We start from the raw sequence: 22364 nt of genomic DNA on the forward strand, positions 1-22364 counted from the left end.
ATGACCGATCCGTGTAAGTGGCCGTCAGTTCGGCCCGTGGGGTCGCCGGTCGGTCACCGCGAGCCGGCGGGGACCGGGTTGGACCAGATGTCGATCACGACCTGGTGGTGGGCCGGGACGGCCGCGGACGTACGGTTCGCGTAGTTCCGGTCGACCCGTGCCGCCTCGGTCGCGTTCGGCTTGGCGTTGAGGCACGAAGTGCCGGGGCCGTGGCCGGACATGATCTCGGAGCACGGGCCGCTGTAGTGGTCGGGCAGCCCGAGGATGTGGCCGGTCTCGTGCGCCATGATCCGGGTCATGTCGTAGCCCTCGGCCACCGCCTCCTGGCCCAGTTGCGACTGCCCCCGGCCGCCCGGGAAGATCGGTCCCAGCGTCGTCTGGGGCCACCCGCTGGTCGCGACGTAGACGAAGTCCGCCGAGCTGGACGAGCTTGCCGGCTGAAGGTGCACGTTGTGCACCGCGGCGTTCCAGTTCTGCACGCCCTGCGCGATCGCGCCCGCCCACTGGCCCGCTCGGCTGGCGTCGTAGGTCAGGGTGACCACTGCCGCCGCACTCGCCGTCGGCGCGGACTGCGCGGCTTGCGCGGAGGCGATACCTGATGTCGTGCCCAGCATGGCGGGGATCAGCGCCGCCACGGCGACTATTCGCTTGATCATGAGACTCGTGCGCCTCCTTGGCATCAGTTGTGCCGGTGAGCAACAAGGGCACCATGCCGTGCGCGGGCTCCACAAGTACCGCGCTGCGAAGAGCTGTTGAGCGGGGATCCGCCTCGGCGGCGGTGGCCGTTTCGACCGGTGATCGAGGAGGAGGGCACCACATGGCGGATGATGGGAGCGACGGGGGAGCAGCGGACGTGAGGGGCGGAGCGGTGGCAGACAGCGAATCCATCCGGTCGGGGTCGGGGTCGGGGTCGGACGTCAGGGCGGCCGAGCCGGTGCCGGTGCCTGCGACGGCACCGGTGCCGAACGCCGAGGCAGCGGCCGGGACGGCGACCGGGTCCGGGACTGCGAATGGCGCCGCCGAGACCGAGACCGCCACCGAGACCGAGGCCGCCGCCGGGGCCCCGAACGCCGCCGGGGCCGCCAAGCCGCGGCGGGCGGTGCGGCGGCGGTTGGGTGGGGCCGTCGTCTTCCTCGTCCTCGTGCTGCTGTTCGCCCTGCCCTGGTGGACGCTGTTCGGGTCCGGCGTGGACTGGCCCCTGCCGGTCTTCCTGGCCGGCACCGTCGTCTTCGCCGTCTGGCTGGTGTCCTTCCCCTTCCTGATGGCCGCGGGCCACGGGCGGCGGCGGGCCGACCGGGCGGCCCGCGTGGCGGACACCAGCCTCGGGATGGTCTGGGTGCTGTTCACCTGGTCGGTGCTCGGCGGCCTGGCGCACCTCGTGCTGATCGGGCTCGGTGTCGGCGGCGCCGACCGGGCCAGGACCGTCGCCGCGGCCGTCGCCGCCATCTCGGCCGTCCTGCTGGCCTGGGGACATCACGAGGCCATGCGCGTGCCCCGCGTGAAGCGGGTGGACGTGCACGTCCCCCGGCTCGGCGGCGGCCTGGACGGGACCCGCGTCGTCGTCCTGGCCGACACCCACTACGGGCCGATCGACCGGGCCGGCTGGTCGGCGCGGGTCACCGAGGCGGTCAACGCGCTCGACGCGGACGTCGTGGTCCACGCGGGCGACATCGCCGACGGCACCCCCGTCCAGCGCCGGGAGCAGTCCGCGCCGCTCGGGGCGATCCGCTCGCGGCTGGCGAAGGTCTACGTCACCGGCAACCACGAATACTTCGGCGAGGCCCAGGGCTGGCTCGACCGCATGGCCGAGCTGGGCTGGGAGCCGCTGCACAACCGCCACGTCGTGGTGGAGCGCGGCGGCGACCAGCTCGTACTCGCCGGGGTGGACGACGTGACCGCCGAGTCCTCCGGCCTGGCAGGGCACCGCGCCAACCTGATCGGCGCGCTGGCGGGCGCGGACCCGGACCGCCCGGTCCTGCTCGTCGCCCACCAGCCCAAGTACGTCTCGCAGGCCGCGGCCGCCGACATCGACCTCCAGGTCTCCGGGCACACCCACGGCGGCCAGATCTGGCCGTTCAACTTCCTCGTCAGGATCGACCAGCCCGTGGTCCACGGCCTGAGCCGGCACGGCGGCCGGACACAGCTCTACACCAGCCGCGGCACCGGCTTCTGGGGCCCGCCCTTCCGGGTCTTCGCACCGAGCGAGATCACCCTGCTCACCCTCCGCTCGGGCGCCGGGCAGCCCCTCGCCGGCCGCGCGGACGCCCCCGGGGCCGGCGCCTGAGGGCTGCGGCCCCGCCGTCCGCGGCGGATCGGAGCGCGGCGCCGGACGCGGTGCGCCGCACGACGGAGGGTCGTCCTGACCCACGGCCCGCGGCGCGCGGCCACCGGTCGTCCGTCCGGTCCGGCTCCGCGGGCGGCCGGCGCCGATCGCCGTCCTCGGGCCGCCCGAACCCGGCTCGGCGTTCACGCGGGAGAGTGGACTCGGGTGGCTCTCCGCCCGGTGCGGGGGATACGGGAGAGGGGGCTGGTGATCATGAGGCGTGATCCTCCAACTCCGTCAGACCCTCCTCCTCCGCCGCGGCCTGCTGCCCGGCGTCGGCTGTCTCGCGCTGCTGTCCCTGCTGCCCGCCGCGGCCGCCACGTCAGCCTCGGCCTCGCCCGCTTCCGCGGCCTCTTCCCCGACCGCCCGGCCGGCTCCCCCCGTAGCCCGGCCGGCCACTCCCGCCGAGCGGCGCACCGCGGCGTACCTGGCCGCGATCCAGCAGCGGCCTGCCGCGCTGGACGCCTTCTTCCGGGCGCTGCCCAAGGGCGGCGACCTGCACAACCACCTGTCCGGTGCTGCGTCGACCGAGTTTCTGATCCAGCTCGCCGGGGAGGACGGCCTGTGCGTCGACACCTCGTCGCTCACCGCGCTGCCACCGCCGTGCGGCGCGGGCACCCGGCCGGCCACCGAGGCCCGTACGGACACCGCCTTCCGTGACGCGATCCTGCGCGCCTGGTCCATGCAGGACTTCCCGGCCGGCGAGTCGGGGCACGACCACTTCTTCGACGCCTTCGGGAAGTTCGGCGAGGTGACCTGGCGAAACCGGGGCAAGCTGCTCGCCGACGTCGCCGACTCCGTCGCGCGGCAGAACCAGTCGTATCTGGAGACCATGATCACCCCGGCCTCCGACGCCGCCAGGGCGCTCGCCCAGGAGGTCGGCTACGACGCCGACTTCGCCCGGATGCACAGCAAGCTGGTCGCCGGCGGCAAGCTGGACAAGCTCGTGGCGACCGCACGGGACGAGGCGGACGCGGGCGACAGGGAATTCCGCGACGCCGAGCACTGCGGCACCGCGGCCGCGGCGCCGGGCTGCCGCGTCACCGTCCGCTGGATCTCGCAGGCCTCCCGCGGCACCGCGCCCGAGCGGGTCTTCACGCAGCTGGCGCTCGGCATGCGGCTGGCCGAGCGCGACCCCCGCTTCGTCGCGGTGAACCTCGTGCAGCCCGAGGACTGGGACAGCTCGCTGCGCGACTACAGCCTGCAGATGCGCATGCTGGACTATCTGCACGGCGTCTACCCCCGGGCCCACATCACCCTGCACGCAGGGGAACTGGTGCCCGGCCTGGTCAAGCCCGAGGACCTGACCTTCCACGTCCGCGAGGCGGTGCTGACCGGCCAGGCCGAGCGCGTCGGCCACGGCGTCGACCTGGTCCACGAGGACGACTGGCAGCAGCTCGCCCGCACCATGGCCGCACGCGGCATCGCGGTGGAGGTGCCCTTCACCAGCAACGCGCAGATCCTCGGCGTCAAGGGCGCCGACCACCCCTTCAACACCTACCGCGCCTACGGCGTACCCGTGGTGCTGGCCACCGACGACCCCGGCGTCTCGCGCATCGACATCAGCCACGAATACGCGTACGCCTCCCGGACCTACGGCCTCGGCTACCCGGTGCTCAAGGACCTGGCGCGGGCCTCCCTGGAGTACGCCTTCCTGCCGGGGCGCAGCCTGTGGGCCGCCCGCGGCCGCTACACGGTGGCCGGCCCCTGCGCCCAGGAACGCCCCGGAGCCGCACGGCCGGGCAGGCCCTGCGCGCGGTTCCTGGCGGGGAGCCGGAAGGCGTCCCTGGAGTGGCAGGAGGAGGGCGCCTTCGCCCGCTTCGAGCAGCAGCACGCGGCGCGTCCGTAGCGCCCCGGCCGCCGTCTCCCGGCGGCCGGCACGCGCGGCCGGCGGGAGGCGGGGCTCAGGGGCGGTTCAGGCCCCAGGTCTGGAGGGCGTAGGGGCGGCCCTTCTCCTCGCCCTCGATCAGCGGGAGGTCGAGGAGGTCGAAGCCCGCCTTGGCGGCCACGGTCACGCTCGCGGTGTTCTCGGCCTCCAGCTCCAGGACCACCTGCTCCGCGCCGAGCTGCTCGAAGGCGTACGCGGCCATCACCCGCACCGCCCGCACCGCGAGGCCCCGGCCGCGGTGGGCGGGGCCGACCGCGTAACCGATCTCGGTGCCCTCGGGGCCGTGCTTCAGCATCACCTCGCCGAGCGGTTCGCCGCCGTCCTCGGTGATGGCGAGCAGCACGGCCGTGCCCTCCGCCCGCAGCTTCCTGGCCCGGTCGAGCCGGGCGCGGGCGGCCGCCGCGTCGAAGGGCGAGACGATCGGCGTCCAGTACGCGATGTCGGGGTGGTCGAACAGGTCCGGCATCGCGCCCGTGTCCGCTTCCGTCCAGTCGCGCAGGACGAGCCCTTCCCCCGCCAGCTCGATCCGGTCGGGGAAGAGTGACGCTGCGCTGTTCATGGTGGACCTCCCGGGTCAGGTGTTCTCTGCGGCCGTCGGCGGACCGTGCGGCCCGGCCAGCCGGTCGAGCAGGCCGGCCAGTGCGGTCCGCTCCGCGGCCGTCAGCTCCGCGGCGAATTCGGCGTCGACGGCGTGGGCGAGGTCGCCGCAGGTCGCGAGGAGTTGGCGGCCGTGTGCGGTGAGGGTCAGGACCTGGCGGCGGCGGTCGCCGGGGTCCCGCACCCGCTGGATCGCGCCGAGCTTCTCCAGGTGGTCGGCCAGGGCCACGACGAGGCTGGGCGCGACGCCCATCACACCGGCGACCTCCAGTTGCGACGACGCCTTCCCGGCGTCGAGCAGGACCATCAACCCGACGTGCTTGGGCTTGAGTTCGTGGGGCTCGATGCGGGCCGCGAAGAGATCGGCCGCGATCGTCCCGAGCACGCCGAGGCGGAATACGACGCTGGAATTCACCTTGCCTTGATCCACGGGCGTCATGCTACATCGCTCAAATTATTCACGATCAGAATGGTTGCTGTGCTGGCTCAGGGGGTTCACCCGCGCGCGGCCCTGCCCGGGACGACGCGCCGGCCCGGGGCAGCCTGGACGCCTCGGTGCCGTGGGTCTCCGAGTGGTACGCCCTGCTCAGGAGCGCGGCGCCGAGCGCTGCCGCGTCGAAGGCCGCGGCGCAGCACGGCGGGCGAGGCGGCCGCGCCGCTCGGCACGTACAGCGGGATCATCGTGCTGCCCGTCGAGGAGCGGCGGCACATGGTGGCCGGGCCGAGGAGTCGCCGCGGGACCGGCTCGGCCTCGACGGCGACGAGGAATCCGACCCGCCCTTCCGCTCCCTGTGCCGGCGCGCGACCCGGTCCGAGGGATGGCAGGCCCCGCGGGGCCGGAAAGGCCCTAGTGCACGAGGCCGGCGGGGTGGGCGTCGTCGTAGGTGACCCAGCCCGCGTCCGCCGAGGCGAAGGGGTTGCCCATCGCGCGGATCGCGTCGTAGTAGTCGTGGCTGTAGGCGGGCCACAGGGCGGTCAGCTGGGTGCGGAGGGTCAGCAGGGAGGCGCTGATCTCCGTGCGGGCGGTGGCCTGGCCGGTGCCGGGGGCGTGCAGGACGTGGAGGTCGGTGAGGAGGTCGCGCAGTTCCTTCGACCAGCGCATGCGCCCCACCGCGACGTCGGTGCCGCTCGGGTGGGCGGCGGCGCCGTTGACGATCTCCGTCAGCGTCGCCGCGTGCGGGGCGCCCGCCGACGCGCGGGTGACCATCCCGTTGATGTACTTCGCCTTGTTGTCCTCGGGGCGGGCCGCCGCGAATTGCAGGATCCGGTTCCGGGTGCCCTCCGCGTCGGTGGTGATCGCGAGTTGTACGGCGGCGCCGATATGGGTCCTGAGGCCCTGCACGTAGCCGCTCCAGGCTTTGCCCTCGCCCACGGTGAGGGCCTTGAGCGCCTCTTTCAGCTTCGCTTCCTCCGGGTAGTCGTCGACGAGCACCGGGCCGTTGCTGTTCCAGTGGATGATGTTCTTCGGCGCTTTGACGGTCACGCCGGTCCTGCCGAGTTTGCGGAATTCCGCGGCAAGGCCTTCCGCGAAGCCGTTGCCGCCGGTGGCCCCCGCCCAGCAGGCGACGAGGACGATCGTGTCGTCGTTCGCGAGCCCGCGGCCCACGAACTCCTGGACGAATTCGTCAGGTCTCCTGCCTTCGACGCTGCCCGGCCCGCCGTGCCCGATGACGTAGTTGACGCCCGGCGAGCGCACCATCGCCCCCGGCTGGGCGAAGGTGGAGGCGGTCCGCCCGGTCAGCGCCTCCAGCGCCGCGACCGTCTCCTGTAACTCCGCCTGGTCGCGGACGCCGCGGTAGTCGTCGGTCTCTTGCCCGTAGCCCTTGTGCAGGATCATGGGAACCCCCCAGGTCAGATCCGCGGAGAGTGTTCTCCGCGGACATCGTGACCGATTCCTCCCTCCTGCGGAGACACATCGGGAATTCCGCCGAATCCACTGATACGTAAGGCCGTTCCGGCCGGACCCAGCCGGCGTAGGAGCCGTAGTACCCGGACGGTCAGACGGCGGCGACCGGGCCTGCGGGGTGGGCGCTTCAGGCGCGGGACCGCCGCGGCACGGGCAGGCGTGCGGGTCCGGCAGGAGGCGGGCGGCAACTGGCGACGCGGACACCGGAGGGACGACACCGGCCGGAGGGCGGGCCGGCGGGTGGTGGCCGCCGGCCCCCCGTCCGCGGCGTGGGGGGATGTCGGGGGAAGCGGTCAGGCCTGGATCTTGGAGTCGGCCGACTCGCCTTCCGTGGGCTTGCCGCCGTCGCCCTCCGGCGGCGGGATGGTCACGGTGGTGCTCGCCATCAGCACACTGCTCTTGGGCAGCAGCGGCCCGGCAAGTGCCGTGGTCACCAGGGCCATGATCACCATCATGGTGAACATCTGGCTGTCCAGGACGCCGAGTTGCACGGCGGTGTTGAGGATGATCAGCTCGGTCAGACCGCGGGTGTTCATCAGCAGGCCGAGTGCCCTCGACTCCACCCAGGACAGCCCGAAGACCCGGGCCGGTGCGATGGCGCCGATCAGCTTGCCCAGGCACGCGACGGCGACGATGGCGACGAGTTCCACGTACTGGCGGGCGCCGAGCCCGTTCACGTCCACGGCCAGGCCGGTCACGATGAAGAAGACCGGCAGCAGGATCGTACTGACGTTGTCGAGCGGCTTGCGCAGGTGCTCGACCAGTTCGCGCGCGGGCTCGCGCGGCATGATGAAGCCGAAGAGGAACGCGCCGAAGATGCTGTGGATGCCGATCCAGGTGGTGGCGTAGGCGGACAGGAAGGTGCCCGAGGCGAGGAGCACGAACAGGCCCCGCCACTGCTGCCGGCCGGCGAAGAGGCCCACCATGCGCGCCAGCAGCGGCCGCACCACCCAGAACATCACCACGACGTAGACGGCGCTCAGCGACAGCACCTGGGCCAGGTCGCGGGCGCTGCCCGAGGTCACCAGCGCCGAGACGTAGGCCAGCATGCACCAGGCGATGATGTCGTCCACGGCCGCGCTCGCCAGCGACAGCGTGCCGACCCGGGTGTGCCCGAGGCGGCTGTCGGTGATGATGCGGGCCAGCACCGGGAAGGCGGTCACCGACATCGCGGCGCCCAGGAACATCGAGAAGGTGAGGAAGGAGATGTGGTGGCCCGCCACGGTGTTGTGGTGCGGGTAGAGGAAGGTCGCCAGGGCGACGCCCAGGCCGAAGGCGCAGGCGACCGACGACAGCGAGACGGCGGCCGCGACCCCGCGGTGCGGGCGCAGGATCCGCTTCTCGAACTCCCAGCCCACCATGAACATGAAGAGGACCAGGCCGACTTGGGAGACCGCGGACAGCAGTGGTCTGGACTCGGCGGGGAAGAGCTTGTGCGTCAGGTCGCCGGGGAACTGCCCGAGCACGCTGGGCCCGAGCGCGATACCGGCCAGCACCTCACCGATGACGGCGGGTTGGCGGAACCGCGGCGCCAGACTGCCCAGTGCCAGACCTACGACCAGCACGAACGCGATGCCCGCGAGCATCTGCGCAACCTGTAAGTCCGCGTGCGGCGCGAGCGATTTGAGGGCGAGCGTTGACGTCATTTGCTGTTCTCCTCACGGGAGGACTGCGGCAGACCGAATCGGGATAGCGCGCGGCGGGACACGTGCAACCTGGGAGTTGCCGGGCAAGCTGATCAGTGGCAAACATCAAGTGTGTCGAACCGGACCGGCTATTCGGACGCGTCGCGCGCAGAACATGGGTTCTCGGCCTTCGCACATTCTGTGGCCAGGCGGTCCGACCTCGCCGGATTGCGTGCCAGTGTAATGAGCACGCGCTGCTCCGTCTACGGAATCCCGGCGCCCCGGCCGTCCCCCGTATTGCCCGCAAAACGTGTCCGCCGCGCATTCGGATCAACGAAATGCCGACGTCAAACGTATAGCGGGAGACGCGGTGTTACGCGGCGGAAACAATTCCGCGCGACCGCACCGGAGTTGTCGGCGGCGAGGTGATGTCCGGCGGGTGTTCCGCGTCCATTACCCGGCACACGGGAGCGGACGGGCGCGGCGGCGGCCTGCCGGACCCCCGCGGCAAGGTCCCCGAAGCCGCTCGGCGGCCTGGACGGCTGGGTATATTGACTGCCATGCCGCCGGACGGTGAAGGGGAGGCCGATGCAGCTGCAGCCCCCTGACAAGGCCACCTCGCGGGCAGTCTTCATCGGCACCACCGAATACCACCCGAGCACCCGGCTCCAGCAGCTGGCGAACGTCGACAGCGGTGTCCGGCGGCTGCGCCACCTGCTGTGCGAACGCGCGGAGGCCGTCTTCGACGGCGAATCGTGCCCCGCCCCGCTGCTCAACCCGGCGCGCGGCCGGGTCGTGCTCGAAGCACTGGGACAGGCCGCCACCGAGGCCGAGGACGTCCTGCTCGTCTATTACGCGGGGCACGCGATCTCGCTGCAGAAGGGGAACGAGGACCGGCTCTACCTCGTCCTCAGCGAGGCCGAGTATCCGCACCCGGACTGGGAGAGCCTCGACTTCGGCGAGGTCAGGGGCATCCTGCGGAAGTCGCGGGCCCGGGTGCGCATCCTGATCCTCGACTGCTGCTTCAGCGGCGTCGCCGCCCAGGGCGTGCTGTCCGGCGACGAGCCGCCGCTGACGGCCGAGCAGCTCCAGGAGCTGACGATGGAGGAGGGCTGGCACATCGTCACCTCGTCGGCCGCCGACCGGACGGCCGACGACAGCGACGGCCACGGCTACACCGCTTTCACCGGCAAGCTCATCGAAGGCCTGGAGCAGGGCGTCGACCGCGCGCCCGACGGTGTCGAGCCCACCCACCTGGGCATGGACAGCCTCTTCTGGTACGCCCGCGCCCGCTTACCCGAGCAGGCCCCGCAGATCCTGCAGAACGGCATGCCCCACGTGGCGCTCGGCCCCAACCCGCGCAGGCTCCCGCTGGAATACGAGCAGTGGACCGACGCCGTCGAGACCTTCCTGCGCGGCTGGGCCCCCGACGCGGCCGAACTGGACGCGACGGTCGAACTGGCGCGCAAGCTGGTCCTGCGGCTCGCCCGGAGCTGCCAGGCCGAACCACGGCTCGCCAACGACCCGTGGCGCTCCACGGGCTTCGCGGTGCGGATGTGCGAGCACCTCACCGACATGGTGAAAAGGGCCTGCGGCCGCGCCGGCGAACCACTGCTCAACCAGGCGGAGGCGCTGCTCGTCGGCCTGATGCCCTTCGTCTGCGCCACCTGGTGGGACGGGGCGCTCGGCGAGTCCCTGAAGTCGACCGACCCGGAAAGGGACCTGCTCGGCGAGCAGCACGCGGCGGCGCACGGATACGACGGGCCGCGGGGCAGCTACCGGGAGTTCCTCGAGCGGCGGCCCGACGCGGTGCGCCGCGCGAGGTCCGCGGTCCGCCGCGGCAACGAGACGGCCGCACGGGCCATCTGCTGGTGGCTCTACCGCCAGTGGGTGCTCAACCGGGCCTTCATCGAGCGCAAGCCCGACCCGTTGCAGGCCGTCGGCGCGCTCCTGGAGGAGGACCACGGGCCGTCCCGCACGATGCTGCGCCGGCTCTTCGGTCTCTACGGCAATCTGACAATCCAACAGGTGCTCGACCCCCTCATGTCGGCGCTGCTGGCCAGCCCCGACCCCCGGCTGAAGGTCGGCAAGCCGACGACCGACACCGACATCAGGGCCGGGCTGATCGTCCGGCTGCTCAGCGTCGCCCAGCAGATGGCCATCGACCCCTTCGCCCTGCCGACCGCCATCGACCACGTCAACGCCGGCAATTCCTTCACCCCCGAGGTGCTCCGCGAGCGCTTCTGGAGCTGGCAGCGGCTGTCCCGCGACGGCTCCGGCACCGTCGGCTACGACCTCGGCGCCGAATGCGCCTCCCCCGAGGTCGCCTCGGTGCTCCGCGCGCACGTCATCGCCATGGACCGCTACGTCCTCCAGGTGACCCACCCGGACAACGGCCTCCCCGAGGCGGCCGCACTCGGCGACGTCATCCCGCTGCGCTACAGCTCCCTCGGCGTGCAACCGGGCCCCGACGACCGGTTCAGCCTCACCGAGATGCGGCTGACCCTGGACGACGACAGCGTCCGCGAGCTGCTCATGGGCCAGCAGATCTACCACCACCCCGAGGCCGCGATCCGCGAGCTGTTCCAGAACGCCCTGGACGCCTGCCGCCACCGGGACCGGCGGCTGGCCTTCCTGCGGTACCAGCGCGGGGAGGCCGAGTCCGGCGGCGACTGGCGCGGGAAGATCACCTTCGTCCGCGGCCACGACGACCGCCGCCCGTACATCGAGTGCCGGGACAACGGCGTGGGCATGGGCGAGCAGGAGCTGGAGAAGCTCTTCGCCCGCGGCGGCAAGCGGTTCACCACCTCGCAGGAGTACCTGGAGGAGCAGGTCGACTGGCGGCGTGCCGGCATCCAGCTGCAGCCGAACAGCATCTTCGGCATCGGCGTCTACTCGTACTTCCTGCTGGCGGACGAGATCCGGGTGGTCACCCGGCGGCTCAACCGGGACGGCGAGCTGGGCCAGGGCCTCCAGATCGACATCTCAGGCCCCGGCGCCCTCTTCCACATCAAGCCCCTGCCGGGCATCGACGCCGGCACCACGGTCCGCCTGTACCTGAAGCAGGACCTGGACCTGCCGCCGCTGCACGACGTGCTCGGGCGGTGGGTCTGGACGAGCGACTACGACCTGGAGGCGTCGGAGGCGGGCACGGACGAGGTCTTCCGGCTGCGCGCGGGCAGGCTGACCGAGCGGGTCGCCCGCCACGGCACGATGTCCCTCGCGACCGGCGGATCGCCGGGCGTCTGGTGGTGCCCCGGCGAAGGCGGAGTGCTCAGGGACGGCATCTGGATCACCCACCCGGTCTTCGGCGCGGTGGTCAACCTCACCGGCACGGCCGCCCCCGACCTGACCATCGACCGCAACCACCCGCGGGACCCCGCCGCGATCGCCGTCGACCCGCTGCTCGCCGACCGCGTCGACGCCCTGGTGCGGGAGGGAGCCGGGATACTGACGCCGTCCTGGCTGAGCGAACTGGCCAAGGAGCGGCCGGGCCTGGCGGACACCGTGCTGCGGGCCGCCGTCGAGCACGGCCTCCCGGGGTGGCAACTGGGCGGGCGGGAGGCGGACATCGCCGTCGTCGGCTGCTTCGTCCCGGAGATCTTCCGGTGGGCCGCGAAGACGGGGGCCAAGGCCGGGGAGCCGTCGGTCAAACCGGCCAAGGACGACGCCGACCGCCGGCTGCTGGCCCAGGCCAACGAGATACTGACGAACTTCCCGCCGTTCGTCGCGGACTGGCGGGCCAGGGCCTGGGCCAAGGCGGGGCTGCTGCCCGGTATCGGCCTGGCGGACGCCGAATCGCCGCCGGTGGCCCTGCCGAGCGACGCCCTGCTGCTCAATCTGCAAAGGGTGGGCGAACGGCAGATCTACGACTACGAGGCCATCCTTCGAGCGCAACTCGCGGTGGGACGGCCCGTGGAGAGGAACCTGGTGGAGGCCGCCGAGCAGTTGGACGTGACCCTTCCGCCGCTGGTGGCCCGGCTCTGCCTCCTCGGCCAGGACGAGCGGGAATTCCGCAGCGTTCCGCACCAGCCGGCCGGCGACGGGCCGGTCGTGGCGCCGCCCGGCGAGGCGCCGGGCGGCTGGCTGCGTACCGATGCCCCCGTTCCCATGGGCTACATCCTGCAGATGGCCCTGTCCGAGGAGTCCCCGCCACGGCAGATCCGGGACCGGCTGGAGCGGGTCGGCTACCGGACCCCCGAGACCCGGTACGTCCCGGGGACGGCGACGGCCAGTCAGGACGACCTGGCCATCCTCAGAGCGGACCAGGGCCGCGCGAACGCCTGGCTCGTACCCGACGACGAGGTCCCGCTCAGCCATGTCCTCGGGGTCGCGGCGGAGCTGGAGACCACCCCGCGGCAGATCGCCGAACGCCTCACCGAACTCGGCCATCACTGGCCCGATCACGCCCCCACCCACCCGGCGTGGCAGACCACCCTGCGCAAGGACGACTGCATTCTGCTGAGCCGGGACTGCGACGGCGCGCCGCCGTGGCTCGACACCACGGACACGCCGCCCGTCGAGCATCTGCTCATCGCGGCGGCCAAGACGGGCTCCACGCCTCGACAGGTCGCGGAACGGCTCACCCGCCTGGGCCTGAGCGTGGCCGCGGACGCCCGCACCCATCCCGCCTGGGAGGTCGTCCTCACGGCGTCCGACCGCATCCTGCTCAGCCGGGAGCTGCGGGATCAGCGGTCGGTCAATGAGGACGGGACCAGGACGTGGATTCCCTCGGGGGCTCGCATCCCGACCGGTCACCTCTTCGCCGCCGCCATGACCGTGAAACGAACAGCCCGGCAGGTCGCGGACCGTTTCACGCGACTGGGTTACGTCACGGACGACGGCGTCGGCGAGTGGCCTCGCTCCGGCAGGCTCTCGGACGACGACCTGACGCTGATCAGCGAGTCCCTCGACGGCGCGAAGCCCTGGCTCGACCCGATGGCCGAGGTGTCGGCCGGGCATGTCCTCGGCGCCGCGAGGGTCACGGCCTACAGCGCACGGGAGGCGGCGGCCCGCCTCCGCCAACTCGGCTACGTCACGGCCGAGGTCGACGCGCAGGTTCTGCGGTCGGCGCGCGGCGCCAGGGATCTGATCATCCTCAGCCGGGACCTCGACAGTGTGTACCCGTGGCTGGACCCCGCCAGTGACGTGCCCCTCGGCCATCTCCTCTCAGCGGCGGCCGCCACCAAGTCCACACCGGAGCAGGTCGCAGAGCGGCTCGCCCTGCTGGGCTACCGGACGGACGAGCCGGCCGTCGGCCTGGCCGCCTGGCGCACGACCCTGGGCAAGGACGACCTGACCCTGCTCGGCGGCGACCCCGACAGCACGAGGCCGTGGCGCGAAGTCGAGGAGGACATCAGCCTGGAGCACCTGGTCGTCGCCGCGGCGACCCTGGAACGCACTCCGCAGTGGGTGGCGGACCGCTACAGAGCGCTCGGCTACGGGATCACGGGCCAGGCCGCCGGCCATCCCGTGTGGCGGACCACCCTGCGCCGGGGTGACCTGGCCCTCCTCGGCGTCACCGGCAACCGCCGGGCCCCCACCCTCGGCTTCGCCACCCCGGTGCCCCTCACCCACATCCTGCAGACGGCGGTCACCGAGGACCAGGAGCCCGGCCAGGTGTGGGCACGCCTCGAACAACTCGGCTTCACGCCTCCCCCGGGCGTCGTCTTCCCCCGCCAGGAGGCGACGGCCGACGGCCGCGTGCCGGGCCGCAAGTCCCGCTCGGCGCCGACCGCCTGAGACGGCAGCCCACGGAAGCGTCGCGGCCTGCGAAGCTGCCGGATTCCGTACGAGCGGGCCGCCGTGCGGCCGGCGCACGGGAGCGGGCCGGGGGACACCTGGGTCGTCGCGGGCGTCGTCTTCGCGCTGCCGGGGCTCTGGCCGGAACCCGGTTGGCGGCGTCGTGGGCGACCGTGCCAGTGCCGCGCTCTACGGCAGCATGGGGTGATGACGACCATCTCGCTCGTGCAGGGCGACATCACCGTGCAGCAGGCCGACGCCCTCGTCAACGCGGCGAATTCGTCGCTTCTCGGCGGTGGCGGGGTCGACGGGGCCATTCATCGGCGGGGTGGGCCCGAGATCCTCGCGGCGTGCAGGGAGCTGCGGGCCTCCCACTACGGGAAGGGCCTCAAGGTCGGGCAGGCCGTGGCCACGACGGCGGGGCGGCTGCGGGCGCGGTGGGTCATCCACACGGTGGGGCCGGTGTGGTCGGCGGACGAGGACCGGTCGGCGCTGCTCGCGTCCTGCTACCGGGAATCGCTGCGGGTCGCCGACGAGCTGGGGGCCGCGTCGGTGGCCTTTCCCGCGGTGTCCACCGGGATCTACGGGTGGCCGCTCGACGACGGGGCCCGTATCGCACTGGAGACGGTGCGCCGCGCGGACACCGCGGTCTCCGACGTGCGGTTCGTGCTCTTCGACGAGACCTCGTACGCGGTGTTCGCGGGGCTGCACCGCGGGTGACGCCCGGGGGTGCGGTCACACGCAGGTGTCGTCGTGCTCCTTGCGCCGGGTGAGGCGGGCGAAGAGGGGCGGGGAGTACCAGCCGGGGCGCTCGCCGCTGAGCCAGTCCTGCACCGAGGGCTCCGGCGGGCGCACCCCGCCGAGGGCGTAGAAGGCGGCGCCGACGACCGCGCCCGCCACCGCGAGGCCGAAGCAGATCCACAGGGCCGTCCGGGTGCCCGAGTCGAGGTTGTCGCCGACGTTGGCGGCGATGTACAGCAGGATCGGGGCGATCAGGAAGGCGGCCACCGCCCGGAGCAGCTCGATGATCGCGAAGACGCGCTGCACGTTGTTCGAGCGCAGCGAGAAGCCGGCGATGAAGAGCGCGGGGACGACGGACGAGCCGACGCCGATGCCGACCAGGCCGGAGCCCACGGCGACGAGCGCGGACGTGGGCGGGGCCGCGGCGTTCATGACCACGATGCCGACGGTCAGGAAGCCCAGGCCGACGAGGACGAAGTAGTGCAGCAGGCGGGTGCGGAAGACCGCGCCGAAGACGAACGCGGTGATCACGGCGCCGCCGAATTCCGGCAGGTAGAGCAGCCCCAGGTGCAGCGGCGAGTAGCGTCCCGCGAGCGAGGTCAGGGTCAGCGAGATCGCCGAGACCGACGCGGCCGCCGCGCAGATGGCGGCGACGATGCCGGCGACCGGGAGCGTACTGACCAGGCTGCGCACGCACAGCAGCGGGTTCTTGGCGGTGTATTCGTGGACGAAGAGGATGATGATCAGCAGCAGCCCGCCGAGCAGCGGCCCGGACGCCCTGGCGTCGAGGAAGCGGTGGGTGAGCAGTTCCGAGGCGCCGAAGAAGGCGGCCACGCATCCGATGAGGGCCAGCCCGAGCGCGATGACGTCGACGGGGGCTTCCGGATTGGCCGGCGGGGTCTCCTGGAAGGTCAGCAGGGACAGGATGAGCGCCGCCACGGCGACCCCGGCGATGATCCAGAACAGCGGCCGCCATGCGTGGGAGTTCGCCTGGATGCCGCCGACCACCGGGCCGAGCGCGACCGCGCCGAAGATGCACACGTTCAGGACCACGGCGGTCTCGCGCAGCCGGGTCGCCGGATAGCCGATGATCAGCGGCGGCACGGCCGCGATGAGCAGCAGGCTGGTGCACAGGCCCTGGAGGATGTGCCCGACGATGAAGACAGCGGCGTCGGGCGCCGCCGCGGTGAGCACCGAGCCGATCACCAGCAGGGTGCCGTAGACGAGCAGCATCCGGCGCTGCGGCAGCCGCTGCGCGAACTGCACCGCCAGGACGGTGCCCACCGCGTAGCCGGCGTTGGCCATGCCCGTCGTCACGTCGATCGCCTGCCTGCTCATGTCCAGGTCATGGGCGATCTGCGGGGTGAGCGGGCCCAGGGCGGCGGAGAGTGCCAGGAAGGGCACCAGGGCGAAGACGACCATCGTCGCCACCACGGTGTAGCGCCCGGCGAGCGGACCTTGTCGCATGGGTCGGCTTCTCCTCATTTCGGCGGAAATAGCGTGTTGTCACAATGCTGGACCGCCGATGCCGCTCTTCCGCCAAGCGGAGCCGCTGAAGTCACCCGTTCGACGGTCGGCGAATGCGCGCCGTCTGGCGTATTCCGGCCCGCCGCGCCGGGGCGGGTGAGGTCACAGCTGCTGCTGCTTCACCCCCGGGGGCAGCAGGCAGGGGGTGAAGACGACGATGTGCCTGCCGCGGGCCTCAGCGCCGCGCGGCGGCGAGGCGCTGGACCTCCCGGGTGAGGAGGGCGGCCGGGAAGGGGGTCCGCCTGCCGACGTCCACCATGTCGAAGGCGGCGATGACGTCCCCGACCCGGACGACGACCCGGTCGGTGTACTTGACGTCCCCGTCTGGCAGGGTGGCCGCCTCCTGGAAGCGCACCGCCTGGTCGCCCGCCTTCGGGGCCGCCTCCCGGGCGATCGGGTCGGTGTAGCGGCTGCCGCCTGCGTCGACGCCGGAGACGGTACGGCACAGGGACAGGTCGGCGGTCAGCACGCGGAAGACACCGGCGGCGGTGCCGTGCGGGTAGGCGGTGAGGGTGGCGGCTCCCGGGAAGATGTCGGCCTTCCAGTTGATCAGCTGGCTGACGCCGGCCGGGGCGGCCTTGCCGTAGACGATGTCCCACACGTCCTGGCAGGCCGCCGGGGTGAGCGGCGGGCGCGTACGGGTCCCGGCCGCCTCCTTCGTCAGGGCTGTGACCGGCATGTCGTAAGTCCCGGGCGTGGCGCCGTCCTTGAAGGTGAGTGACGTCAGCGTCCGCACCGTGACCGCCGCCGCGGCCGTGAAGGTGGGCACCGGCACGGGCGGCGGGGCGGGGGCGGCCGCGGAGGCGGTGGCGGGTGCGCCCGCGCCGGCGGCAGTCGTGGCCGGGGACGTCGCCGGGCCGGCCTTCGTACCGCCCCCGCATCCGCTCACCACCGCGAGCACCGCGGACACGGCGGCGACAGCGCAGGCACGTCTCGTTCTGGTCATCCCGGTTCAACCCCCCTGGTGCCGGGCCCGGCTCGGGCCCGCTCCGGGCATTCTGGCGTGCACCATGGGCTGTATGGATACGAATTCCCCCACCGGACTCACCGGCAGGATCGCCCTCGTCGCCGGCGCCACCCGTGGAGCGGGGCGGGCGCTCGCCGTCGAGTTGGGGCGCGGCGGCGCCACCGTCTACGTCACCGGGCGCACCACCCGCGAGCGGGTCAGCGAGGTCGGGCGGCGCACGGAGACCATCGAGGAGACCGCGGAACTGGTCACCGCGGCCGGCGGCACCGGGATCGCCGTGCCGACCGACCACCTGGACGAGGACCGGGTACGCGATCTCGTCGCGCGGATCGACCGCGAGCAGGGGCGGCTCGACATCCTGGTGAACGACCTCTGGGGCGGTGAACACCTCGTCGCCGGCTCGGTCTTCGGCAAGAAGACCTGGGAGACGCCGCTCGCCGACGGCCTGCGCATCCTCGAACTCGGCGTGCGCTCCCATGTGATCACCGCCGCGCTCGTCCTCCCGCTGCTGATCCGCTCCGACGGCCCGCTGCTCGTCGAGGTCACCGACGGCACCGCGGCCACCAACCGCCGCTACCGCGAGAACCTCTTCTACGACCTCGCCAAGAACGCCCCGATCCGCATCGCCTTCGGCCTGGGTGAGGAGTTGGCGGAATACGGCGGCGCGGCGGTCGCCGTCACGCCCGGCTTCCTGCGCTCGGAGCAGATGCTCACCTACTTCGGTGTGACCGAGGACACCTGGCGCGACGCCGTCGCCCAGGAGCCGGACTTCGCCATCGCCGAGTCGCCGCACTACCTCGCCCGCGCGGTCGCCGCCCTCGCCGCCGACCCGGACCGGGCCGCCCGCTGGAACCGGAAGTCCACCTCCAGCGCGGAGCTGGCCCGCGCCTACGGTGTGCGGGACGTGGACGGCAGCAGGCCGGACGCGTGGGCGTACTTCGAGGACGTCCGCTACGGCGGCAAGGACGGCACGCCGGAGGACTACCGCTGACCTGCCCCTAGCGCATCTCGAAGACCGGTCCCCGCGGGCTGAAGGGCAGCCGGGCGCCGCGCGGCAGCAGGAAGGCGTGCTCGCGCCTGATCCGCAGCACGTCGCACTCGCCGTCGGTGATCAGCAGCACCGGGGCGCCAGGGGGGAAGTCGTCGGCGGCGAGGAGGAGTTCGACGCCGGGCTGCAGCACGGTGCCGCCGCGGCCGCGTACGCGCACCCGGGAGGCGATCTCGGTCGCCGGCAGGTAGCCCGCGTCGAAGGGCGCCGCGTCGCAGAAGACCACCCGGGCCGCGGGTACGTCGCGGGACTCGGCGTAGGAGGCGATGGCGCCCAGCGCCTTGCCGAGCAGGCGGCGGTCCATGGAGCCCGAGGTGTCCAGGACGACGCCGAAGGTGCAGCGCTCCAGCTCCTCGGGCGGGAAGTAGCGCCCCGCGCGCGGGATGTCGGGCGTCGAGGCCTGGCGGCGGGCGGGGCGGGCGAAGCTGCGCAGGGGCTGCGGCCGCGGCACGTACTCGTCGAACCAGCGGGCCAGCCGCACGTCCCAGGGCAGCGGCGGGTGCGCCAGGGCTGCGATCTCCTCGACCAGGCCGGCCGGCAGGGTGCCGCGGGTCCGGTCGTGCAGGTCGAAGCCCTGGAGCAGGCCGCGGCGGTAGAAGCCGTCCAGGTCGACGTAGTCCGCGGGCGCGGACGGGTGCGGCAGCGGCTCGCCCAGGATGTCGCCGCGGCCCTTGCCGCGCAGGGTCGCCAGCCGGCGCATGCGGCGCAGGTCGGTGGTGATGCGGTCGTAGACCTCCTCGGCGGACAGCCCGGCGAGCTCCGGGTCGTGGAGCAGGCCGGCGGGCATCGCGCCGACGCCCATCTCCAGCAGCCAGGCGTTGATGACGTAGTCGCAGGCGACGTTGAAGAGATACGGGTCGCGGGCGCCGCGCCGGTCGCCGTGGTGGAGGGCGGCGTGCAGCATCTCGTGGGCCAGGATGAACCGCCACTCGTCCTCGGTGTGCACGCGCAGCGGGTTCACGTAGATTTCGCCCGCGGCGGCGTTCACCGCGGCCACCAAGATGTGGTGGGCGCGGGCCAGGTCCGCGTCGGCGACCACCGTCATGCCGGCGGCGATACCGCCGAGCAGCGGATAGGACGACACGAACCAGTCGAGTGCCTTTGTCCACGGGCCCTTCGGGCGGTCGGGGGATCCGCCCGCGGCCGCCATCGCCTCGGACACCGTACGTGTCAGGGCGCGCGCGAAGGCCTCCTGCCAGTCCTCCGGGTCCCTTTCGTACCTCCACGGTTCGAGCCGCTGGTCCGGCTCCGAGCCGGCCGCGCCGCAGCGCGCGTACGCCTCCGGGATGCCGTCGCGCCGGAAGCGCTCGGCGAGTTGGGCCTCGTCGCCGCCCGGGAAGGACTCCGGCAGCTCGAACGGCGCGGTGCCCAGCGGGTGCGACTGCTGGAAGCGGTTCACCACCACGCAGCGCGCCGCCAGGTCGTAGCGGTCCGGCTGCGTGCGGTCGCCGCGGGCCGCGGGCAGGTGCCCGAAGCCCAGGTGCAGCACGCTGTGCGCCAACACCCAGGCCCACTCACCGGGTTCGGCCAGCCGCTTGGGGTTCACGTGCACGCAGCCGTCCGACTCCGCCAGCGCCCACCCCTCGCGGGGCGCGACCCGGCACGCCGAACGGCAGAAGCCCACGTCGAGCGCGCCCAGCGCGGGATCGGCCCGAACCATCTCCAGGCCGAGGTGGTAGTTGCGCGCGATGCGAGGGTCGGGCGGCGGTGGCTGCCGCTGCCCGCCCCCGCCGCGCCGCGTGCCGCTCACCGGCGGGCCTCCACCAGCCGGGGCATGTCCCTGGCGGCCTCGATCAGGAACCAGGCGGGCAGCACCGCGTTGCCGTCCTCGTCGTCCGCGATCACCGTCTGGGCCACCTCGACAGATATCTCGGCGAGCTGCACCAGCAGGGCCTGCGCGCGGTAGGCGGTCTGCCGCACCGACGGCGAGGCGTGCTCCTTGCTCGCCGGCAGCTCCTTGATCAGCCGCCCGCGGAAGGACTCGGCCAGGTAGTAGAGCAGGTCGCGGTCCTGGACCCGGTTGGGCCAGCGGGCGTCGCCCTTGATGACCGCGTCGATGCCGAACTCGCTGCGTACGACGCGGACATAGCCGCAGAAGGCGGCGGCGTGCGTCGGCGTGAGAGTGCCGTGCGCCAGCACCTTGAGCGTGTGCTCGTCCAGCGTCGGCCCGAAGGACCTGATCGCGTCCGACAGCATGTGCCACGAGCGCGGGGTGGAGAAGGGCTCCTCCGTCTTCGGCGGCTTGGACCACAGGTGGTGCGGCCGGTCGGTCAGGTAGTCCGTCACCCAGGGGTGGATGTCGGAACGCGCCGCCCACTTCAGCCAGTCGACGGCCGACGCCTCAAGATGCACGTGGGTGAGGCGGTTGACCAGTGCGGAAGCCAGCGGGCGGGCGAGCGCGCTGTCGGTGGCGCGGTTGCCCGCGCCGATGACGACGCTGCCCGCGGGCAGTTCGTAGTTCCCGATCCGCCGGTCCAGGATCAGCGAGTAGAAGGCCTTCTGCACGTCGGGCGTCGCCGCGTTCAGCTCGTCCAGGAACAGGCAGTACGGCTCGTCCCGCGCGATGGCCTCCGGCGGGCAGAAGACCGACCGCCCGTCCCGGATCTGCGGCACCCCGATGAGGTCCTCGGGGGCCAGCTGCGTGCCCAGCAGGCTCACGCACTCCAGGCCGAGTGCCTCGGCGAACTCCCGCACCAGGGACGACTTCCCGATACCAGGCGCACCCCACAGGAAGACCGGCCGGACGGTGGCCAGCCCGAGCAGCAGCTCGGACACCTGGGCCGGGCGGACGGTCACGGCAGCCTGCACGGAAGGATCAGCTCCTGAATCTGCGGAACGGCGGTCCGGGGGAACGTGGTCGGGCGGGCGGCCCTGACGGCGCACCGCCCGGCCTGCGTCCCGTCCGCATGGTCGCGCGACCCGGCGCGGGGGCGCACCTCGATTTCCGCGCGCCCGCGCCGGGTCGGCCGGTGTCGGAGTGCGGGGCTAGGGTGCGCCGCATGGGGAGACGTGCGGGGGCGACGTGCGGGTGCTGCGGGGGTGCCGTGCCGGGGGCGGTGCGGCGGGTCGATGTGCGGTTCGGATCGCCGGATCGGGTCGGGCCGCAGGGGGAGGTGCGGCATCCAGGCGGGCTGGGGGCCCTGGTGGAGGCCGACGGGGCGGGGTGCTTCGTAAGGTGCCTGCTGCCGGTCGCCCTCAGCGGGGGCACGGAGTTGGTCGTCGGGACGTGGGTGCGGGTCGGGGAGGCCGAGTTCGGCGCGGTGCAGGGGAGTTGGGAGTCCGCCGGGTACGACGGGCTGGCCTTCGGCGGGGCGCTGGGCAACGCGATCCCGCCCTGGGGCGAGGAGTTGCTCGACGCGCCCGTCGTCGTCGCGGTGCGGGACCGGGACGAGGTCCCGTACGTGACCGGGTCGGACCGGGCGGACGTGGCCGGGCTCCTCGCGACGACCTGGGACCGCGACCACGTCCTGAGCCGCTACGGCCACCCGCTGCCCGTGGCCGTACGCACCCTGGTCGGCGGCGGCCGCTGGTCCATCGAGCGCAGCGCCGGGCTCGCCGCCGCCGGCACGGGCGGGGGCGGCCACTGTTTCAGCGGCCCCGGCCGCACCGTCACCGCCGAGGAGGCCGCCGGGCCGGGGGCCGTGCCGCATGCCGGGTGGACCGCGGTGGTGCGCGGCGGGCGCGAGCGGTACGAATTCCGCGGCGTCGACGTCCTCCCGGGCGGCGCCGGGCTCTCGGTCGTCTGCACGGTCGACGACCGGGCCGACCTCGCGTGGGCCGGGCACGTATGGCGTTCGCTCAGCGCGGTGTGACGCGCGGCACCGGTCGGGTCGTCCGCCGGCCGCAGCAGCGGGTTGCGTCCCTCCGTCATGGCCGGAACGGCATCGGCCCGGCCGAAATCCCCTGCGGGCGCCGCCCGTTCGGACGCGGTCCCCCGGCGCGGCGGCACCGGTGGGCCGGGCGCGCAGCGCGAGGGGTGGGCGCCCGGGGCCGAACAACG

Annotated in this window: 15 protein-coding genes; 6 read left to right on the forward strand and 9 right to left on the reverse strand. The window is 73.0% G+C overall.

Annotated elements, in window-relative coordinates; translation table 11 throughout:
• Positions 1–53: 53 nt before the first annotated feature.
• On the reverse strand, positions 54–656 hold the full coding sequence (locus OG900_22110) for a snapalysin family zinc-dependent metalloprotease (protein ID WUH92531.1): 603 nt from the start codon (positions 654–656) through the stop codon (positions 54–56).
• A 443-nt stretch (positions 657–1099) separates the two neighbouring features.
• On the opposite strand from OG900_22110, the gene OG900_22115 reads away from it, so the two are divergent.
• Together OG900_22115 and OG900_22120 are read left to right on the forward strand one after the other, a co-directional pair.
• Positions 1100–2284, forward strand: coding sequence for a metallophosphoesterase (locus OG900_22115; GenBank protein ID WUH95872.1), 1185 nt, complete (start codon positions 1100–1102; stop codon positions 2282–2284).
• Between the two features lie 259 nt (positions 2285–2543).
• Complete coding sequence (locus tag OG900_22120; GenBank protein ID WUH92532.1) at positions 2544–4172, forward strand: adenosine deaminase; 1629 nt, start codon at positions 2544–2546, stop codon at positions 4170–4172.
• A gap of 55 nt (positions 4173–4227) precedes the next feature.
• Here OG900_22120 and OG900_22125 read toward each other — a convergent pair whose 3' ends face one another.
• The 4 genes from OG900_22125 to OG900_22140 all read right to left on the reverse strand — a co-directional run bounded on the left by OG900_22125 (position 4228) and on the right by OG900_22140 (position 8360).
• Complete coding sequence (locus OG900_22125; protein WUH92533.1) at positions 4228–4770, reverse strand: GNAT family N-acetyltransferase; 543 nt, start codon at positions 4768–4770, stop codon at positions 4228–4230.
• A 15-nt stretch (positions 4771–4785) separates the two neighbouring features.
• Complete coding sequence (locus OG900_22130; protein ID WUH92534.1) at positions 4786–5238, reverse strand: MarR family winged helix-turn-helix transcriptional regulator; 453 nt, start codon at positions 5236–5238, stop codon at positions 4786–4788.
• Positions 5239–5655: 417 nt separating this feature from the next.
• Positions 5656–6645 (reverse strand): hypothetical protein, encoded by a 990-nt coding sequence (locus tag OG900_22135; GenBank protein ID WUH92535.1) that lies wholly within the window; start codon positions 6643–6645, stop codon positions 5656–5658.
• A 362-nt stretch (positions 6646–7007) separates the two neighbouring features.
• Positions 7008–8360 (reverse strand): cation:proton antiporter, encoded by a 1353-nt coding sequence (locus OG900_22140; GenBank protein ID WUH92536.1) that lies wholly within the window; start codon positions 8358–8360, stop codon positions 7008–7010.
• Between the two features lie 567 nt (positions 8361–8927).
• Between OG900_22140 and OG900_22145 the strand changes: the two genes are divergently transcribed.
• Together OG900_22145 and OG900_22150 are read left to right on the forward strand one after the other, a co-directional pair.
• Positions 8928–14081 carry a caspase family protein gene (locus OG900_22145; protein WUH92537.1) on the forward strand — a complete coding sequence of 1718 codons (5154 nt, stop codon included), beginning with the start codon at positions 8928–8930 and terminating at the stop codon, positions 14079–14081.
• 207 nt (positions 14082–14288) lie between these two features.
• Positions 14289–14801: an O-acetyl-ADP-ribose deacetylase gene (locus OG900_22150; GenBank protein ID WUH92538.1), complete on the forward strand. Its 513-nt coding sequence runs from the start codon at positions 14289–14291 to the stop codon at positions 14799–14801.
• Between the two features lie 15 nt (positions 14802–14816).
• Here the strand turns inward: OG900_22150 and OG900_22155 are convergent, their stop codons facing one another.
• Both OG900_22155 and OG900_22160 read right to left on the reverse strand, forming a co-directional pair.
• The gene (locus tag OG900_22155) at positions 14817–16289 is read right to left on the reverse strand and encodes an MFS transporter (GenBank protein WUH92539.1); all 1473 of its coding nucleotides are present in this window, start codon (positions 16287–16289) and stop codon (positions 14817–14819) included.
• Positions 16290–16524: 235 nt separating this feature from the next.
• Positions 16525–17295, reverse strand: coding sequence for a hypothetical protein (locus tag OG900_22160; GenBank protein WUH92540.1), 771 nt, complete (start codon positions 17293–17295; stop codon positions 16525–16527).
• Positions 17296–17368: 73 nt separating this feature from the next.
• Between OG900_22160 and OG900_22165 the strand changes: the two genes are divergently transcribed.
• Positions 17369–18307, forward strand: a complete 939-nt coding sequence (locus OG900_22165) for an SDR family oxidoreductase (protein ID WUH92541.1) — start codon at positions 17369–17371, stop codon at positions 18305–18307.
• A 7-nt stretch (positions 18308–18314) separates the two neighbouring features.
• Here the strand turns inward: OG900_22165 and OG900_22170 are convergent, their stop codons facing one another.
• Positions 18315–20054, reverse strand: a complete 1740-nt coding sequence (locus tag OG900_22170) for a hypothetical protein (GenBank protein ID WUH95873.1) — start codon at positions 20052–20054, stop codon at positions 18315–18317.
• Between the two features lie 56 nt (positions 20055–20110).
• Complete coding sequence (locus OG900_22175) at positions 20111–21172, reverse strand: MoxR family ATPase (GenBank protein ID WUH92542.1); 1062 nt, start codon at positions 21170–21172, stop codon at positions 20111–20113.
• 305 nt (positions 21173–21477) lie between these two features.
• Here OG900_22175 and OG900_22180 point away from each other — a divergent pair, with 305 nt between their 5' ends.
• Positions 21478–22176 (forward strand): DUF2199 domain-containing protein, encoded by a 699-nt coding sequence (locus tag OG900_22180; protein ID WUH92543.1) that lies wholly within the window; start codon positions 21478–21480, stop codon positions 22174–22176.
• Positions 22177–22364 lie beyond the last annotated feature (188 nt).

Origin of the sequence: Streptomyces sp. NBC_00433 (assembly GCA_036015235.1) — a bacterium.
GTDB lineage: Bacteria > Actinomycetota > Actinomycetes > Streptomycetales > Streptomycetaceae > Actinacidiphila.

Coding starts and splice junctions, on each gene's coding strand:
- OG900_22160 (WUH92540.1), bottom strand. CDS start 17,295: ATGACCAGAACGAGACGTGCCTGCGCTGTCGCCGCCGTGTCCGCGGTG.
- OG900_22140 (WUH92536.1), bottom strand. CDS start 8,360: ATGACGTCAACGCTCGCCCTCAAATCGCTCGCGCCGCACGCGGACTTA.
- OG900_22125 (WUH92533.1), bottom strand. CDS start 4,770: ATGAACAGCGCAGCGTCACTCTTCCCCGACCGGATCGAGCTGGCGGGG.
- OG900_22165 (WUH92541.1), top strand. CDS start 17,369: ATGGATACGAATTCCCCCACCGGACTCACCGGCAGGATCGCCCTCGTC.
- OG900_22135 (WUH92535.1), bottom strand. CDS start 6,645: ATGATCCTGCACAAGGGCTACGGGCAAGAGACCGACGACTACCGCGGC.
- OG900_22145 (WUH92537.1), top strand. CDS start 8,928: ATGCAGCTGCAGCCCCCTGACAAGGCCACCTCGCGGGCAGTCTTCATC.
- OG900_22110 (WUH92531.1), bottom strand. CDS start 656: ATGATCAAGCGAATAGTCGCCGTGGCGGCGCTGATCCCCGCCATGCTG.
- OG900_22155 (WUH92539.1), bottom strand. CDS start 16,289: ATGCGACAAGGTCCGCTCGCCGGGCGCTACACCGTGGTGGCGACGATG.
- OG900_22150 (WUH92538.1), top strand. CDS start 14,289: ATGACGACCATCTCGCTCGTGCAGGGCGACATCACCGTGCAGCAGGCC.